Origin of the sequence: Achromobacter animicus, from assembly GCF_902859585.1 — a bacterium.
GTDB lineage: Bacteria > Pseudomonadota > Gammaproteobacteria > Burkholderiales > Burkholderiaceae_B > Achromobacter > Achromobacter animicus.
In genome coordinates this window covers 589,929-606,248 of sequence record NZ_CADIJM010000003.1, presented here as the reverse complement: position 1 = coordinate 606,248, position 16,320 = coordinate 589,929, and the positions used below count along the sequence as shown (strand labels likewise).

General features: G+C 66.5%; 15 protein-coding genes. 5 read left to right on the top strand and 10 right to left on the bottom strand.

Annotation, left to right across the window (positions count from 1 at the left end; all coding sequences use genetic code 11):
- The gene (locus tag HV681_RS11900; protein WP_175123256.1) at positions 1-981 is read right to left on the bottom strand and encodes a Bug family tripartite tricarboxylate transporter substrate binding protein; all 981 of its coding nucleotides are present in this window, start codon (positions 979-981) and stop codon (positions 1-3) included.
- A gap of 69 nt (positions 982-1,050) precedes the next feature.
- On the bottom strand, positions 1,051-2,751 hold the full coding sequence (locus HV681_RS11895) for an acyl-CoA dehydrogenase family protein (protein ID WP_175123255.1): 1,701 nt from the start codon (positions 2,749-2,751) through the stop codon (positions 1,051-1,053).
- A 121-nt stretch (positions 2,752-2,872) separates the two neighbouring features.
- Here HV681_RS11895 and HV681_RS11890 point away from each other — a divergent pair, with 121 nt between their 5' ends.
- Positions 2,873-3,793, top strand: a complete 921-nt coding sequence (locus HV681_RS11890; protein WP_175123254.1) for a LysR family transcriptional regulator — start codon at positions 2,873-2,875, stop codon at positions 3,791-3,793.
- Between the two features lie 3 nt (positions 3,794-3,796).
- On the opposite strand, the gene purU is transcribed toward HV681_RS11890, so the two are convergent.
- The 6 genes from purU to HV681_RS11860 all read right to left on the bottom strand — a co-directional run bounded on the left by purU (position 3,797) and on the right by HV681_RS11860 (position 9,005).
- Positions 3,797-4,651: a formyltetrahydrofolate deformylase gene (gene purU, locus HV681_RS11885; RefSeq protein WP_175123253.1), complete on the bottom strand. Its 855-nt coding sequence runs from the start codon at positions 4,649-4,651 to the stop codon at positions 3,797-3,799.
- Positions 4,652-4,691: 40 nt separating this feature from the next.
- Entirely contained in the window at positions 4,692-5,801 is a 1,110-nt protein-coding gene (locus HV681_RS11880; protein WP_175123252.1) for an NAD(P)/FAD-dependent oxidoreductase, read from the bottom strand.
- Positions 5,798-6,322, bottom strand: coding sequence for a flavin reductase family protein (locus HV681_RS11875; protein ID WP_175123251.1), 525 nt, complete (start codon positions 6,320-6,322; stop codon positions 5,798-5,800). The genes HV681_RS11880 and HV681_RS11875 overlap by 4 nt, the downstream gene beginning before the upstream one ends.
- Positions 6,323-6,391: 69 nt before the next feature.
- Positions 6,392-7,021, bottom strand: a complete 630-nt coding sequence (gene pdxH / locus HV681_RS11870; protein ID WP_175123250.1) for a pyridoxamine 5'-phosphate oxidase — start codon at positions 7,019-7,021, stop codon at positions 6,392-6,394.
- Between the two features lie 116 nt (positions 7,022-7,137).
- The gene (locus HV681_RS11865; RefSeq protein ID WP_175123249.1) at positions 7,138-7,794 is read right to left on the bottom strand and encodes a gamma-glutamylcyclotransferase; all 657 of its coding nucleotides are present in this window, start codon (positions 7,792-7,794) and stop codon (positions 7,138-7,140) included.
- Between the two features lie 2 nt (positions 7,795-7,796).
- Positions 7,797-9,005, bottom strand: a complete 1,209-nt coding sequence (locus HV681_RS11860) for an MFS transporter (protein WP_175123248.1) — start codon at positions 9,003-9,005, stop codon at positions 7,797-7,799.
- Between the two features lie 314 nt (positions 9,006-9,319).
- Between HV681_RS11860 and HV681_RS11855 the strand changes: the two genes are divergently transcribed.
- The 4 genes from HV681_RS11855 to HV681_RS11840 all read left to right on the top strand — a co-directional run bounded on the left by HV681_RS11855 (position 9,320) and on the right by HV681_RS11840 (position 15,428).
- Entirely contained in the window at positions 9,320-10,504 is a 1,185-nt protein-coding gene (locus tag HV681_RS11855; protein ID WP_056568980.1) for an efflux RND transporter periplasmic adaptor subunit, read from the top strand.
- Position 10,505: 1 nt separating this feature from the next.
- Complete coding sequence (locus HV681_RS11850; RefSeq protein WP_175123247.1) at positions 10,506-12,464, top strand: MacB family efflux pump subunit; 1,959 nt, start codon at positions 10,506-10,508, stop codon at positions 12,462-12,464.
- Between the two features lie 5 nt (positions 12,465-12,469).
- Positions 12,470-13,894: an efflux transporter outer membrane subunit gene (locus HV681_RS11845; RefSeq protein WP_175123246.1), complete on the top strand. Its 1,425-nt coding sequence runs from the start codon at positions 12,470-12,472 to the stop codon at positions 13,892-13,894.
- A gap of 685 nt (positions 13,895-14,579) precedes the next feature.
- Complete coding sequence (locus HV681_RS11840; protein ID WP_437340381.1) at positions 14,580-15,428, top strand: tRNA threonylcarbamoyladenosine dehydratase; 849 nt, start codon at positions 14,580-14,582, stop codon at positions 15,426-15,428.
- Between the two features lie 91 nt (positions 15,429-15,519).
- On the opposite strand, the gene HV681_RS11835 is transcribed toward HV681_RS11840, so the two are convergent.
- Together HV681_RS11835 and HV681_RS11830 are read right to left on the bottom strand one after the other, a co-directional pair.
- Positions 15,520-15,831: a non-heme iron oxygenase ferredoxin subunit gene (locus HV681_RS11835; RefSeq protein ID WP_175123244.1), complete on the bottom strand. Its 312-nt coding sequence runs from the start codon at positions 15,829-15,831 to the stop codon at positions 15,520-15,522.
- Positions 15,832-15,845: 14 nt separating this feature from the next.
- The gene (locus tag HV681_RS11830) at positions 15,846-16,319 is read right to left on the bottom strand and encodes an aromatic-ring-hydroxylating dioxygenase subunit beta (protein WP_175123243.1); all 474 of its coding nucleotides are present in this window, start codon (positions 16,317-16,319) and stop codon (positions 15,846-15,848) included.
- Position 16,320 lies beyond the last annotated feature (1 nt).

Sequence of the window (16,320 nt, the reverse complement as noted above, 5' to 3'; positions counted from 1 at the left end):
TCAGTCGATGGAAACGTTGGCGCTCTGGATCAGCTCGCGCCACTTGGGGACTTCGGTGGTGATGAAGGTGGACAGACCCTGCGGCGTCTTGTCCTGCGCTTCGACGATGCCCTGCATGCGCAGCGTCTGCTCGATCGCGGGATCGGACAGCGCCGTCTTGAAGGCTTGGTTCAGCGTGTTCACCACATCGGCCGGGGTGTCCTTGGGCGCGACGATGCCGAAGAAGACGCTGACGTCATAGCCCTTCAGCCCCTGCTCGGACAGCGTCGGCAGCTCGGGCAGCGCGTCGGAACGCTGCGCGCTGCCCAGGCCGATGGCGCGCAGCTTGCCCGCCTTGATGTACGGCAGCGCGGTCAGGATGTCGGTGAACGACATCGACACCTGGCCGCCCAGCAGATCGTTCAGCGCGGGGCCGGTGCCCTTGTAGGGGATGTGCATGATCTTGGTGCCGGCCATGCGGTTGAACAGGATGCCGGCCAGGTGCGACGACGCGCCGTTGCCGGACGAGGCGTAGCTCAGCTTGTCCGGATTCTTCTGCGCGTAGGCGATCAGTTCCTGCATGTTGTTGGCGGGCACCGACGGGTTCACGACCAGGATGTTGGGCAGGTGGCCGATGCGGATGATGGGCGCGAAGCTGGTCTCGGGGTTGTAGTTCTGCTTCTTGTACAGGCTGACGTTGATGGCCAGCGGGCCGGACGTGCCGAACAGAATGGTGTAGCCGTCGGGCTTGGCGGACGCGACGTATTCAGAGCCGATGTTGCCGCCCGCGCCGCTGCGGTTTTCGACGATGACGTTCTGCTTGAGCGGCTCGCGCAGCTTTTCGGCCAGGCGGCGGGCCAGCGCGTCGGTGGGGCCGCCGGGCGGGAAGGGCACGACCAGCGTGACCGGCCGCGCAGTGGGGTAGGCGTCTGCGGCAACGGCCGGCGTGGCCGCGACGATGGCGGCGGCCGCCAGGAACAGGGGGGCGAAATAGCGTTTCATGCATGTCTCCAGTGGATGGCGCGCCGGCTGTGCCGCCGGCGTCGGGTTACTGCAAAAGCCGGATGGGCATTACAGCGCGTACTGCAGGATGGCCTGGCAGGCCGCGCTTTCGTCAGGCGGGATGGCATAGGGATCGCGCGGCGACAGGCGGTGCAGCAGCACCTGGTCGGCCAGCCGCGCGCGGGTTTCCAGACCCGGGCCGGTGGCTTCCCAGCGCAACGCGGCCATGGACACCGCGTGATACAGCAGCGATGCGGCCTGGCGCGCCAGCTGGGCATGGTCGCCTTGCGCGGCATGTTCCGCCAGCGCGTAGGTCTTTTCCAGGGCGCTGGCCTGCAGATCGGCCAGTTCGGGCGGGCAGGGCGCGCCGTCGGCCAGCAGGCGGTCGATGTGGCTGCGCAGCGCGGGCAGGGAATGCTCTTTCTTGATGGCGCGCAGGACATCCAGCGCGACGATGTTGCTGGTGCCTTCCCAGATGGAGCCCAGATGCGCGTCGCGCACCAGGCGGGGTTCGGTGAACTCCTCGATATAGCCGCAGCCGCCGCGCACTTCCATCGCGTCGCCGGTGACCTTGCGCGCGTCGCGGCAGGCGCGGAACTTGATCAGCGGCGTCAGGATGCGCGCCAGCGCGGGGTCCGCCGCGCCTTGATCGGCATCGGCCAGCGCGCGCGCCGTCTGGAACATCACGCTGCGCGCCTGTTCGGCCCACACGATCATCTTGACGAGCTGGCGCTGCATCAGCGGCATGTCGATCAGCCGCTTGCCGAAGGCGCGGCGATGCTGCGACACGTAGACGGCTTCAGTGACGGCGCGGCGCATCAGGCCCGCGGCGCGCATGCCGTTCGACAGGCGCGAGTTGTTGATCATGTCGGCCATGTGCTTGAAGCCGCGGCCGCGTTCGCCCACCAGCCAGGCCACCGCGCCTTCCAGACGGATTTCGCCGCTGGCCATGGAGCGCGTGCCCAGCTTGTCCTTCAGGCGCAGGATGCGGTAGTGGTTGTGCGTGCCGTCCGCCAGGTCGCGCGGCAGCAGAAAGAGCGACACGCCCTTCAGGCCGGGATCCGTTTCGCTGCGGGCCAGCACCATCGCAAAGCCGGCGTCGGGGTTCGAGCAGAACCACTTGTCGCCGTGAATGCGCCAAGTGCCGTCGTCCTGCGCTTGCGCCGTGACTTCGGTGGCGCTGACGTCCGAGCCCGCGCCCTGTTCGGTCATGAACATGGCGCCCTGGCGCAGCGTGTCGAAGTCCTGCGACGTCACCTGCGGCAGCACGCGCTCGACCAGTGCCGGGTCGCCGAACTTGCGCAACGTGCGCGCCAGCGAGTCCGTCATGCTGACCGGGCAGCACAGGCCGAACTCCGCCTGCACGAAGAGATGGCTGAGCGCGTATTTGGCGGCGGCGGGCATGGGCTCGGGCCAGCCGAGCACACCGCCCCGGTGGGACAGGGCGGCCAGACCGAATTCGCTGTAGGCCAGGCGTTCCAGTTCGACGTAGGCCGGATGCTTGTCGATGCGGGACTCGTCCGTGCCGGCCCGGGTGCGCACGGACAGCGTGGGCGGATGCTTGTCGGCCACGGAAGCCAGTTCGTCCATCACCCCGCCTGCCAGTTCGCCCAGCCGGCTCAGGTGCGGCAACAGATGCGCGTGCAGGGCGGGCGGCAGGTAGCGTCGGCTCAGCGCCTCGGCGTATGAGTCGGCGCTGAACAGGTTCAGCCCGCGGGAATCCGGGACGGGCGTGGCGGTGGCGGCAACGGGCAAGGCAGGGGTATCCATGGCGGCATCCGGGTCGAGACGGGGAGATGCCCTATGGTGCGGGCCTTGATTTATCTATTCAAATACTGTTTTGATGTAGATCAATCCAAAAAAAATATAGATATGCCTTAAGGAGGGACGCATGGACTTGGAACCCCGGCTGCTGCGCTACTTCATCGCCGTGGCCGAAGAGCGCCATTTCAGCCGCGCGGCGGCACGCCTGCACATCTCGCAGCCGCCGCTCAGCTACGCGATCCGCCAGCTGGAAGAGAACATCGGCGCGCGCCTCTTGGCCCGCACCAGCCGGCATGTCGAGCTGACCGACGCCGGCCAGGCGCTCTACCACGAGGCCCTGATTCTGCTGCGCCAGGCTGAAGAGGTCCGCACGCTGGTGCGCCAGGTGGACGCGGGCCTGCGCGGCCGGCTGCGGATCGGCTTCGTGGGGTCGATGCTGTATCGGGGCCTGCCCGCGCTGCTGAGCGCCATGCGCACGGAACTGCCCGACGTGGAGCACGTGCTGACCGAACTGAACTCACATGATCAGATCGAGGCGGTGCGGCGCGGCGAGCAGGACCTGGGCTTCATCCACGCCAATCCGGTGCCGGACGGCGTGCAGGCGCGTGATCTGATGGCCGAGCCGTTCGTCGTGTGTCTGCCGGACGCGCATCCGCTCGCGCAGCGCACGACGCTGCGGCTGGCGGAGCTGGCGGAGGATGACTTTGTCTTTTTCGCGCGGGCGGCCTCGCCCAGCTATTACGAGACGGTGCTGGCCATGTGCGTGTCGGCCGGCTTCATGCCGGCGATCCGGCACGAGGTGCGCCACTGGCTGAGCGTGGCGTCGCTGGTGTCGCAGGGATTGGGGGTGTCGATCGTGCCGGCGTGCCTGTCGCGCAGCGGGCTGGCGGGCACGCGGTTCATTGCGTTCGAACACGAAGCGCGCTCGATCAGCCAGGTGATCTGGCCCGATGCGGCGCGCTCGCCCTTGCAGGAGCGCGCGGTGGCGTTGGTGGCCCAGGCGTTTCCGCCGTTGCAACCGCCCGCCGCGGTCCCGTCAAAGGCGTGAGGATCAGCGGAACACGACGGTCTTGTTGCGGTTCAGCAGGATGCGGTGTTCGACGTGGCTGCGCACGGCGCGCGACAGCACCAGGGATTCGATGTCGCTGCCCACCTGGGTCAGGTCCTGCGCGGTCATCGTGTGGTCGACGCGCTCGATGTCCTGGTCGATGATCGGGCCTTCGTCCAGGTCCGAGGTCACGTAATGGGCCGTGGCGCCGATGATCTTCACGCCGCGCGCATGCGCCTGGTGGTAGGGGCGCGCGCCCTTGAAGCTGGGCAGGAAGCTGTGATGGATGTTGATCGCCCGTCCGGTCAGCGCGCGGCACATGTCGGCGGACAGGATCTGCATGTAGCGCGCCAGCACGACCAGATCGATGTTCGCCTCGTCGACGATCTTGAGCACCTGCTTTTCCTGTTCCAGCTTGGTGTCGGGCGTGACCGGCAGGTGGTGGAACGGGATGTTGTAGGTGGCGGCCAGGCCGGCGTAGTCGTTGTGATTCGAGACGATGGCGGCCACTTCGGCATGCAGATGGCCGCTGTGCACGCGGAACAGCAGGTCGTTCAAGCAGTGGCCCTGCTTGCTGACCATGATGAGCAGGCGTTCCTTGCGGCGCGCGTCGTGCAGCTTCAGTTCCATGCCGTAGCCGGCGGACATGGCGTCCAGGCGGGTGCGCAGGTCTTCGGCGGAGGCGCCGACCGGCAGGTCGAAGTGCACGCGCAGAAAGAACCGGCCGGTCTCTTCGTCGCCGAACTGCTGCGAATCCAGGATGTTGCAACCCAGTTCGAACAACAGGCCGCTGACGCGGTAGACGATGCCGGTGCGGTCGGGGCAGGACAGGGTCAGGATGTAGTCGTTGTGCTGCATGGCGGAAATGGATGAATAAGAAAGAGGGAGCGGGCGGAGATCAGGCGGACAGGCGCGCCAGGGTTTCTTCCGCCAGGGCCAGGCTGGAGGTCAGCCCGGGGGATTCGATGCCGAACAGGTTCACCAGGCCCGGCACGCCATGCACGGCGGGGCCGGCGATGACGAAGTCGGCGGCCGGCTCGTGCGGGCCGGAGATCTTGGGCCGGATGCCCGTGTAACCGGGCGCCAGCGCGTCGTCCGGCAAAGCTGGCCAGTAGGTGCGGACGGCTTCGTAGAACACCTCGGCGCGGGATGGGTCCAGCGTGTAGTCCTCGGTCCCGACCCATTCGGTGTCGGGGCCGAACTTGGCCTGGCCGCCCATGTCCAGCGTCAGGTGCACGCCCAGGCCGGCGTGCTGCGGCACGGGATAGATCAGCCGCGAAAACGGCGCGCGCCCGGAGAGCGTGAAATAGCTGCCCTTGCACAGGTAATCGGTGGGGATGCTGTCTGCCGGCACGCCTTCAATGCGCCGCGCCAGGGCGGGCGCCTGCAGGCCGGCCGAGTTGATCAGCACGTTGCAGGTCAGTTGCATGGCGTCATCGCCGCCGAACTGCAGTTCAAAGCCGCCTTCAGGACGCACACGCCCCGACACGAGCGGCGTATGGAAGACGCATTGGGCGCCCGCGTTTTCGGCGTCGCCCTGAAAAGACAGCATCAGCGCGTGGCTGTCCACGATGCCGGTGGACGGCGACACCAGCGCGGCGGTGCATTGCAGCGCGGGCTCAAGGCGCATGGCTTCTTCGCCCGAGATGTACTGCAGGTCGTCCACGCCATTGGCACGGGCGCGCTGGGCGATGCCTTCCAGCTGCGTGGCCTGTTCGGGGCTGGTGGCGACGATGAGCTTGCCCAGCCGCTTGTGCGGCACGCCGCGCTCGGCGCAGTACGCGTACAGCAGATGCTTGCCGCGCACGCATAGCCGCGCCTTCAGGCTTCCGGCGGGGTAATAGATGCCGGCGTGGATGACTTCGGAGTTGCGCGAGCTGGTGCCGGTGCCGATGGCCTCGGTGGCCTCGGCGACCAGCACCTCGCGGCCGGATTGGGCCAGCGCGCGGGCGATTGCCAGCCCGACCACGCCGGCGCCGATGACGACGCAATCGACGTCGACGCTCATGATCTGGCCTTCTCGGCGCGCGTGCCGGCCGGTGTCAGGTCGAATCCGCCAGCGTGAAACACCAGCGGAGGCTCGCCGCTATGACCGCAACGTTCGACTTCTCCGACCATGATGACGTGATCTCCTTCGACATAGCGGCTGCGGTTGCGGCATTCGAACCACGCGGCGCAGTGGCCGTCCAGCATCGGCGTGCCGCCCGGCGCGTAATGCACCTGCAGTCCGGCATAGCGGTCCGGCGTCTTGCCGGTCGCGAAGCGCCGCGCCAGCGCGATCTGATCCGCGCTCAGCACGTTTACCACGTAGCGCTCGCACTGTTCGAAGGCCTCCAGCGACGAGGAGCCCAGCGACAGGCTCCACAGCACCAGCGGCGGGTTCAGCGAGACCGAATTGAACGAGCTGACCGTCAGGCCGATGGGCGCGCCGTCCTGGCCGGCGGTCGTCACGACCGTCACGCCGGTGGCGTAACGGCCCAATGCGGTGCGAAAGAAGACGGAATCGAAATCAGGGGAGGAGGCGGACATGCAGTAGACAGTTCGGTCGGGCGCGGGAGGCGCCCGGCGTGGGGACGCCCCGCGACGGGGGCGCCTGTATCAGGGAGACAGGCGTTCGATCTTCCAGTCCGCGCCGTCCGCGACGTAGCGCAGGCGGTCGTGCAGGCGGGACGGCCGGCCCTGCCAGAACTCAAAGGCGGTGGGCTTCAGACGGTAGCCGCCCCAGTGCGGCGGGCGGGGCGGCTGTTCGCCGAAGCGTTCGCGGAATTCCTTTTCACGGGCTTCCAGCTCTTCGCGGGTGATGGGCTGGCTCTGGCGCGAGGCCCACGCGCCGATGCGCGATCCGGCCGGGCGGCTGTGATAGTAGGCGTCCGACTCTTCGGCGGCCACCTTTTCCACCACGCCCTCGATGCGGACCTGGCGCTCCAGCGGCTGCCAGAAGAACAGCAGGCTGGCGCGCGGTTCGGCCAGCAGGTCCAGGCCCTTGCGCGATTCGTAATTGGTGAAGAACGTGAAGCCCTGGTCGTCAAAGCCCTTGATGAGGACGATGCGGGCGCTGGGCTGGCCGCTGGCATCCACCGTCGCCAGGGTCATGGCGTTGGGTTCGGGCACCTTGGCCGCGAGGGCCTCGTCGAACCAGCGGGTGAATTGTTCGAACGGGGAGCGGGCGGCCTGGCTTTCCAGGAGCACATTCTTTTCGTAGCTTTGACGCAGATCAGAGACGGACATGGTCTTAGGGGTTCAGCGTTGATAACAGGGAGTTTATACCGCCTGGAAGACCGGCCCCTCATTGACCCCGCGCAGGCCCCGGACAAGTTCGCCGGGCCTGCTCGCCCCTTTTGGCGTCAGGGACCTTCGGGCAGCGGGTGGCCGTCCAGTTCCAGCCGGCGTGCGATCGCGTCGAGCCGGGCGTCGTGAATGCCGGCGGACCGCAAGGCCTGGGCGGTCTGGACCACATAGTCCGTGCACGGGCCGTAGCGTCCCGCCGCGCGGCGCACGATCTCCAGCAGTTCCGGCTCGGGCAGTGCGCGGATATAGGCGGGATTGCTGCGGTTCATGATGAAGACCAGGGCGCGGACGACCCCTTCGTCCGTGGCGCAGTTGATCCAGCGGGGCAGGTAGGCGCCCGTGGACATCTCGCGTTCCCAGAGGGCGGGGAAGTAATTGGGGACCTGGTCGCCGGCCAGGCGGTAGACCACACCCCGGCAGGAACCGCCGCGATCCAGTCCAAACACCAGGCCGGGGCATTCGGGCGTGCCCCGGTTCACCCGCGACCATAGGCAAAGCGCCCGGTGGTGGCCGCGCAGCGTGGCCAGGCGCCGTTCCTGGAAGTCGAAATCCGGCCGCCAGATCAGGGATCCGTACCCGAATACCCATACGTCTTCCCCGGCCTGCCAGTGTTTGAGCGCATCGTCGAGCGAGGCTTGGCGTTCTTCTGCCGTCCAGAGCCGGAAGGGCAAGGACGCGCCGGAGATGTCGGAGGGGGAGGACTGCTTGTTCACAACTACGTTTTCCGTTCAGGCTCGTGCGGAGGATTTCGGTTGGCCCAGCCCCCGGCCATCAGCGCCACGGAATAGGCCCAGAAAAGCGGGGCAACGCCAATTACCGCACCCAGCGCGCCGAAGGTCAACGGCAGGGACACCTGCGAACCGTTGATCAGCGCCATGCGCAGGCCCACGGCTTCGGCGGCGCGGCCCGGCGGCGAGTATTGGTGCAGCAGGGACAGCATGCTGGGTTGGCAACAGCCCAGCGCCAGTCCCAGGATGAAAGACAGCACGATCAGGACGGTAACGTCGGTGAACAGCGGGTAAAGCAAGAAGTCGATCGCCGCGGTGGCCATGGCCACGCGCACCAGTGTCCAGGATCGCACCCGGCGCTGGATCAGCGGCAAAGCCAGCCGGATAACGAAAGTTGCCGCCGCGAACGACGCAAGAATGACGCCGATGGTGGTGGCGGACAAGCCAATCGCCACGCCGAAGATCGGTACGACGAACAGGTGGGTATCCCACGCGCCGGACAGGATCGTGTTTACCATCAGGACACGACGCAAGGCGGGCACGGCGAGCAATTCGGTGACCCGGCGGCGCTGGGCCTCTCGCACGCCGGTGATGGCAGCGTCGACGGCCTTCAACTGATGCCGCAGCGCATACAGGCCGATTCCCGAGAGCAGGGGCCCGACGGCGAGGAGGCCGAAGGCCGTGCGCGTACCCAGGTGGTCAATGGCCAGACCGGCGATCAAAGGACCGGAAAATCCCGACCCTGCCAGGGCCAATGACATGAACGAGAAATTGCGCAGCCGCTTTTCGGGTTCGGCGTGTCCCAGCAGATCCTGCGTGGCGACCTGATGCAGCATGAAGCCGATGCCGATGCAGCAGGACGCGACCAGCAGCGCGGACTGCGTTTGTGAAATAGAGGGGAGTAGCGTGCCGAAAGCCACCAATGTGGTGCCGATGACCAGCGGACGGACGATGCCGACCCGGTCCACCCAGCGACCCGCGCGGACCGAAAACAGCATGGGCAGCACCGCAAACACCGCCACCAGCGTGCCCACCGTGAATGTGGACAGCCCCATCTGCAGCGCCGTCAGGGAAACGGTGATCCGTCCCCCGGTCAGCGCCACATGATTCATCATTGCCAGCAGGCACAAAAGCACCGCCCCGGAAAATTCCGGGGAACTGGATGGCGAGGAGGGGGATCTGTTGGAGGTAGACACGGCTTAACTGCATTCATTCTGTTCGTAACGTCCGGCTATGTCGAGGCGATGCGATTTTGCGGTGCAGCGCACAGTGACTAGTCACATTGCGAAGTTAACGGTCTCTACCGGACAAGTCTCGCGCTTATTCGGCAAGATGACGGCACGTTCGCGGCAGGTGCGGTAAAACGGTTCCGCAACCGTCCTGGGATCGTTGTATCGTTCACGCAACGGAACACGTCCGCCCGGTGCAATTCACCTTCGAATTACGCCGCTTGTTTGCAGCATTACCGGCGCCGCCCGTGGCGCCTTGCCGTTCCCATCGTCCAGGTTCAATGAAAAAGTCCCGCAGCAAGTTCAAGCGCTACGTCCTGATAGCCGTCATCCTCCTGCTTCTTGTCTTCGGTGCGCGCGCCGCATTCTTCTCAGCGCCGCCGCCGCCTACCTTCGCCGTGGCCGAGGTGTCCCGCGCGGACCTGGAAGACAGCGTCCTGGCCAGCGGCACCATCGACGCCATCGAACGCGTCAGCGTCGGTGCGCAGGCCACGGGCCAGCTCAAGTCCCTGAAGGTGGAACTGGGCGATCGCGTCAAGAAAGGACAACTGGTCGCCGAGATCGATGACCTGACCCAGCAGAACGAGCTGCGCAACGCCGAAGCGGCGCTGCAGACGCGGCGCGCCGAGCGGGCGGCCAAGGTCGCCACGCTGAAGCAGGCCGAACTGGCGTTCAAGCGCCAGCGCATGATGCTGGCGGCCGACGCCAGCTCGCGCGAGGCCTATGAGACCGCCGAGGCCACGCTGGCCGTGACCCGTGCCGAGATCGCGTCGCTCGACGCGCAGATCGCGCAGGCCGAGATCCAGGTGGACACGGCCCGGGTCAACCTGGGTTACACGCGCATCGTGTCGCCGATCGACGGCATGGTGGTGGCGGTGGTGACCAAGGAAGGCCAGACGGTCAACTCCATCCAGAGCGCGCCCACCATCATCAAGGTGGCGCAGGTGGACACCATGACGATCAAGGCGCAGATCTCCGAGGCGGACGTGACGCGGGTTAAGCCGGGGCTGCCGGTCTACTTCACGATCCTGGGCGAACCGGACGAGCGCTACCGCGCCACGCTGCGCGCGGTGGAACCGGCCCCGGATTCCATCCAGAAGGATGACGCGGCGTCGTCGCTGACGTCCTCGACCAGCACGTCCACCAGCGCCGCGGTCTATTACAACGGGCTGTTCGACGTGCCCAACCCCGACGAGAAGCTGCGCATCTCGATGACGGCGCAGGTCTTCATCGTGCTGGGCGAGGCCAAGGGGGCGGTGGTGGTGCCGGCGTCGGCGCTGGGCAAGCGGGGCGCGGACGGGCGCTACGAAGTGCGCGTGGTGGGGGAAGGCAACAAGACCGAGACGCGCCAGGTCCGCATCGGCATGAACAACAATGTGCAGGCGCAGGTGCTGGAAGGCCTGGAGGTGGGCGAACGCGTCGTGTCGGCGGATTCGTCGCCGGCCGCCGCCAAGCCGGGAGCCTGACATGAGCGGTCCGCTCATTTCCCTGTCGGGCGTGCGCCGCGAGTTTCCGGCGGGCGACCAGACGATCGCGGTCCTGAAAGACGTCAACCTGACGATCGAGGCGGGCGAGATGGTCGCCATCGTGGGGGCGTCCGGTTCGGGCAAGTCGACGCTCATGAACATCCTGGGCTGCCTGGACCGGCCCACGCGCGGCGATTACAAGGTCGACGGCCGCAGCACGGGCGAATTGGATCCCGACGAACTTGCGGAGCTGCGCCGGGAACACTTCGGGTTCATCTTCCAGCGCTATCACCTGCTGGCGGACCTGAGCGCGCAGGGCAACGTGGAGGTTCCGGCCGTCTACGCGGGCAAGCGCCGCGAGGCGCGGCTGGAGCGGGCTTCGGCCTTGCTGGCGCGCCTGGGCCTGGCCGATCGTTCCGAACACCGGCCCGGCCAGTTGTCCGGCGGTCAGCAGCAGCGCGTGAGTATCGCGCGGGCGCTGATGAACGGCGGCGACATCATCCTGGCCGACGAGCCCACGGGCGCCCTGGACACGCATACGGGCCAGGAGGTGCTGCGCATCCTGGAAGAACTGAACGCGGCGGGACACACGATCATCATCGTCACGCACGATATGAACGTGGCGCGCCACGCGCAGCGCATCATCGAGATCAGTGACGGCGAGATCGTCGCGGACAAGCGCAATCCGGACGCGCCGCGCCATCAGACGGCATTGGACGAGGCCCCGGCGATGGCCCAGCGGCCGGCCTGGCAGGCGTATCTGGACCGCTGCGGCGAGGCGCTGCGCATGGCGCTGCTGGCGATGAACGCGCATCGGCTGCGCACGTCGCTGACGATGCTGGGCATCATCATCGGCATTGCGGCGGTGGTGTCGGTGGTGGCGCTGGGCGAGGGCTCGCGGCGCAAGATCCTGGAAGACATCAGCGCAATCGGCACGAACACGGTTGAGGTTTTTCCGGGTAAGGATTTCGGCGACGAGAAGGCGGTGAACATCCGCACGCTGGTGGCGGCGGACGCCGAGGCGTTGGCGCGCGAGTCCTATGTGGACAGCGTGACGCCGGAAGTGGGCACGAGCAATACGCTGCGTTACCGCAACGTGTCGGTGAATGGGTCGATCCAGGGCGTGGGCGATCAATACTTCCGGGTGCGCGCGATCAAGCTGGCCGAGGGCAAGTTCTTTGACGAGACCAGCGTGGCGCGCCGCGCGCAGGAAGTGGTGATCGACGAGGGCACGCGGCGTGCGCTGTTCGGGTCGCATACGGAGCCCATCGGGCAGGTGATTTTCCTGGGATCGATGCCGGCGCGCGTGATCGGGGTGACGCAGAAGAAGGACACGGTGTTTGGCAGCAACGATTCGCTGAACGTGTGGATTCCCTATACGACGGCGCTGTCGCGGGTGCTGGGGCAGCAGCACCTGAAGAGCATCACGGTGCGCGTGAACGACGCAACGCCGCCGGCGGCCGCCGAACAGGCCATCGTGCGGGTGCTGACGCGCCGGCACGTGGTGAAGGACTTTTTCGTGTTCAACACGGATGCGGTGCGCAAGACGATCGAGCGCACGACGGCGACGATGACGCTGCTGGTGTCGCTGATCGCGCTGATTTCGCTGATGGTGGGTGGAATCGGGGTGATGAACATCATGCTGGTGTCGGTGACCGAGCGCACGCGCGAGATCGGGGTGCGGATGGCGGTGGGCGCGCGGCGCAGCGACATCATGCAGCAGTTCCTGATCGAGGCGGTGCTGGTGTGCCTGATCGGCGGCGCGGTGGGCATCCTGTTGTCGCTGGGCTTGGGCGTGCTGGTCAGCAAGGCGACGGGCGGCTCGTTCCAGATGATCTATTCCACGGCATCGATGGTGGCGGCATTCACGTGCTCGACGCTGATCGGTGTGATTTTTGGCTATCTGCCGGCGCGCAACGCGGCGCGCCTGGATCCCGTCGAGGCGTTGGCCCGGGAATGAGGAAGATGAAAGCAGTTTCTCTGGTGTGCAAGCCGCTGGGCGTGGCGCTGTTGCTGGCGCTGGGCGGGTGCGGTCTGCTGCGTACGGATTACGAGCGGCCGGCGGTGAGTGTGCCGGCGTCCTGGACTTATGCGGGGGCGGGCGCTGATGCGGGCGCGCAGGCTTCGCTGGCCGATGGAGGCGACTGGTGGCGCAATTTCGATGATCCGGTGCTGAACAGGTTGGTGGAGACGGCGCTGGCGCGCAACAACGATCTGGCGGCGGCGGCGATTCGCGTGCGGCGGGCGCAGTACCAGGCGGGGCTGGCGGACGATCAGTTGATGCCGCAGTTTGGCGGGGACGCGAATGTGTCGCGGGTGCGCAATCTGTATGGGGATCGCGCAATCACGCGGGCCAATTCGGCCGAGCTGACGGTGAGCTATCAGGTGGATCTGTGGGGCAAGCTGGCGCGCCAGCGGGATGCGGCGCAGTGGGAGGCGCTGGCGACGGAGCAGGACCGCCAGGCCGCGGCGCTGTCGCTGGTGGGGACGACGGCAACGTTGTATTGGCAGACGGCGTTCATCAACCAACGCATCGCCAGCAGCGAGGAGAGCATTGCCTACGCGCGGCGCACGCAGGATCTGGTGCGGGCGCAGTACGCGGCGGGCGGGGCGTCGGCGCTGGAGTTGGCTGAGGCGGAGCAGACGGTTGCCAGCCAGGAGGCGGCGCATGCGCTGCTGGTGCAGCAGCGGGTGGAGTACATCAATGCGTTGACGATTCTGTTCGATGGGCCGCCGGATCGCATCACGGCGGATCCGATGCGGTTGCCGTCGAGCGCGTTGCCGGAGGCGCGGGCGGGGGTGCCGGCGGAGTTGCTGGGGCGGCGGCCGGATCTGCGGGCGGCCGAGCTGCGGTTGCGGGAGTCGCTGGCTACCGTGGATGCGACGCGGGCTAGCTTTTATCCGCCGGTGACGTTGACGGGGGCGCTGGGCACTTCTAGCCCGACGTTGTCGGATGTGTTGAAGAATCCGATCGGGACGTTGGGGGCGGGGTTGACGTTGCCATTTCTGCAATGGAACCAGATGCAGCTCAATATCCGGATTTCGAAAGCGGATTTTGAGGAGCGGGTGGTGACGTTCCGGCAGGCGCTGTATCAGGCGATGGCGGATGTGGAGAATGCGCTGTCGAATCGGACGCAATTGTCGATTCGTGCTGAGCAGCTGGATCTGTCGTTGCGGGCGGCTCGGGAGGCTGAGCGGCTGTACGAAGTCAGGTATCGGGCGGGGGCGGTGCCGCTGCGGGATTGGCTGGATGCGCAGGAGAAGCGGCGGGTGGCTGAGGTGGCCAGCGATGAGAATATGCTGAATCGGTTGGTGAATCAGGTCACGGTTTATCAGGCGCTTGGCGGGGATGATGTGGTGGCTGTTGAGGGGGATGGGCTGCGGATGTGAGGCTGTCTGCCGGCAGGCGCATCGATTTTCGGCGAAAGTCGGGGGCAGGTGTCGGTTGCGGTTCTTGTGGCGCTCGGCGGGTGTTTTAGGTGTCGATTGCGGTTCTTGTGGCGCTTGGCGGGTGTTTTAGGTGTCGATTGTGGTTCTTAAGACGCCCGGCGCGTCGTCGGCCTGGGGCGCGCGGGGCTGCGATTGCGGTCCGGAGCCTTCGCTCCGGACTGCCCCTTCGTCATCGTCGTTGTCGCCTTCGGCGACTGCCTTCCGATTCCCTCGGGCGCATCTACACGCCCCGCGCGCCCCAGGCCGACGCCACGCCGGGCTCGGGTGGTTTGAACTTGCCGATCGCTGGGGCGGGCTGAGTTTTTAAGGTTCTTGCCTGCGTTTGCGCATGTTTGAAGCAGCTTGCGGGGCCCGCGCCCGGTTGGCCGCGCGGGCGGCCTCCGGGCGCTTACGCGGTGTATTGCGTCCGGGGATGACGCTTCGCGCTTGCGGTGGGCGGCGGCGCGTTGCCTCCGGTGTCTGACACCCTGTCCGTGGGTCCCTCGGGGATCTGGACGGGTGGCGAAAAGTGCGCCGGTGTCTGACACCCTTGGGGCACATCCGCGGCATGACTGCAGTCTCCGCAGGGTGTCAGACACCTTGTCCGCGTGACTTGGGCGGATGGGTTGGCGGCCGCTGCCATAAAATGCGCTCCATGAACTCGCCCGAACTCATACCCGAACCCGCCGATCTCGACCGTCGTTTCGGCGCGCTGTCGCGCCTCTATGGTCCTGACGCGCCCTCCCGCATCCGCAATGCCCACGTTGCCGTCGCCGGCCTGGGCGGGGTTGGCTCGTGGACCGTCGAAGCGCTGGCGCGGTGTGGGGTGGGGGCGTTGACGTTGATCGATCTGGATCACATTGCCGAGTCCAACGTCAATCGGCAGATCCATGCGTTGAGTTCGACGCTGGGGCAGTCGAAGGTGGATGCGATGGCTGAGCGGGTGCTGGCGATCAATCCGGAATGCCGGATCACGCGGGTGGACGACTTCGTGTCGCCGGAGAACGTGGGTGAGGTGTTGCCGGGGCCTTATACGGTCATCATCGACTGCACCGATCAGGCGGCCGCGAAGATCGCGATGATTTTGCATGCGCGTGCGCTTGGGGTGCCGATGCTCCTTTGTGGCGGCGCGGGCGGGAAGACGGATCCGTTGGCTTTGCGAGCAGGGGATCTGTCGGGGGCGGTCAATGATGCGTTGCTGTCCAAGCTGCGCAACAAGTTGCGGCGCGAGCATGGGTTTCCGCGGGCGTCGGACAAGAACGGCAAGGCGCTCAAGCGGGTGCCGAAGATGGGCGTGCATGCGTTGTGGTTTGACCAGCCTGCGATCTTGCCGGATGCGTGGACCCGGCCGGTCGAGGGCGAGGACGACATGGGCGCGTCGGGGATGACGCTGGCGCCGCAAGGTTTGTCGTGCGCGGGCTATGGGTCGGTGGTTACCGTGACGGCTGCCATGGGCATGGCGGCGGCGAACGAGGCGTTGCGGCTGGCGGTTTGAGGGCCGCCGGGGCGGCGGCGCCTCAATTTCTGAGCGCTGCGGTGCGTCAACGGACTGGCGTCTTGTGGTCGCCGCGCCCAGCGCCCGTAAATCAAAGCGCCACGAACACGACGCCATCCTCAATACGCACGGGATAGGTCGCGATGTTCTCCCGCAGTGGCGAGCACAGGGCGCGGCCGTCGCGCACGTCGAAGCGGCCCTGGTGCAGCGGGCATTCGATTTCGTGGCCGGTCAGGAAGCCGTCGCACAGCCTGGCATTGCCGTGCGTACAGAGATTGTCGGTCGCGTAGACCTCGCCATTTACGCCGTATAGCGCGATCTCCTTTCCGCCTGCCTCTACGGCGATGACGTCTTCTTCGGGGACTTCATCGCGTTCAATCGCCTTTGTCCATTGCACAGTCATTGTTCGTCTCCGGATCAGATGGGATAGATCAGCGAGTTGGGGATCAGCTCGCTGTCGAAGATGCACAGCCGCGATTCGAATTTGAGGCCGTCGGGGGTCTGGCGGATCACGTCGAGGTAGCGGCCCACATTGAAGACGGTGGTGAGCTGGCTGGGCTTGGTGCGGAAGATGGCGTAGTTGGCTTCGGACTCGATGCGGTCGTCCTGCGCCAGCAGCACGCGTGGCGCGCCGACGACGTGGCGTTGGTAGTAGGGGTCGTGGAAGATGGTTTCGGTGGCGCCGTAGATGCGGTCCTTCAGCATGCCGCGGCTCTCGAACGCCATGGTCGCCAGCGGAAATCCGCGTTCGTAGTTTTCGCGCGGCAGCACTTTGTAGATGCAGTCTTCCGTGAAGAAGTCGGGCCACTTTTCCCATTCGCCGGCGTCCAGGGCGGCGGCGTAGTCGGTGTACAGGCGGGTGAGTTGGTAGTAGCGCGGAAAGTCCAGCATG

Bases quoted from the DNA above. Each gene is read 5' to 3' on its own strand.
- HV681_RS11900 (WP_175123256.1), bottom strand. From the start codon at position 981: ATGAAACGCTATTTCGCCCCCCTGTTCCTGGCGGCCGCCGCCATCGTC.
- HV681_RS11895 (WP_175123255.1), bottom strand. From the start codon at position 2,751: ATGGATACCCCTGCCTTGCCCGTTGCCGCCACCGCCACGCCCGTCCCG.
- HV681_RS11890 (WP_175123254.1), top strand. From the start codon at position 2,873: ATGGACTTGGAACCCCGGCTGCTGCGCTACTTCATCGCCGTGGCCGAA.
- purU (WP_175123253.1), bottom strand. From the start codon at position 4,651: ATGCAGCACAACGACTACATCCTGACCCTGTCCTGCCCCGACCGCACC.
- HV681_RS11880 (WP_175123252.1), bottom strand. From the start codon at position 5,801: ATGAGCGTCGACGTCGATTGCGTCGTCATCGGCGCCGGCGTGGTCGGG.
- HV681_RS11875 (WP_175123251.1), bottom strand. From the start codon at position 6,322: ATGTCCGCCTCCTCCCCTGATTTCGATTCCGTCTTCTTTCGCACCGCA.
- pdxH (WP_175123250.1), bottom strand. From the start codon at position 7,021: ATGTCCGTCTCTGATCTGCGTCAAAGCTACGAAAAGAATGTGCTCCTG.
- HV681_RS11855 (WP_056568980.1), top strand. From the start codon at position 9,320: ATGAAAAAGTCCCGCAGCAAGTTCAAGCGCTACGTCCTGATAGCCGTC.
- HV681_RS11850 (WP_175123247.1), top strand. From the start codon at position 10,506: ATGAGCGGTCCGCTCATTTCCCTGTCGGGCGTGCGCCGCGAGTTTCCG.
- HV681_RS11845 (WP_175123246.1), top strand. From the start codon at position 12,470: ATGAAAGCAGTTTCTCTGGTGTGCAAGCCGCTGGGCGTGGCGCTGTTG.
- HV681_RS11840 (WP_437340381.1), top strand. From the start codon at position 14,580: ATGCGCTCCATGAACTCGCCCGAACTCATACCCGAACCCGCCGATCTC.
- HV681_RS11835 (WP_175123244.1), bottom strand. From the start codon at position 15,831: ATGACTGTGCAATGGACAAAGGCGATTGAACGCGATGAAGTCCCCGAA.
- HV681_RS11830 (WP_175123243.1), bottom strand. From the start codon at position 16,319: ATGCTGGACTTTCCGCGCTACTACCAACTCACCCGCCTGTACACCGAC.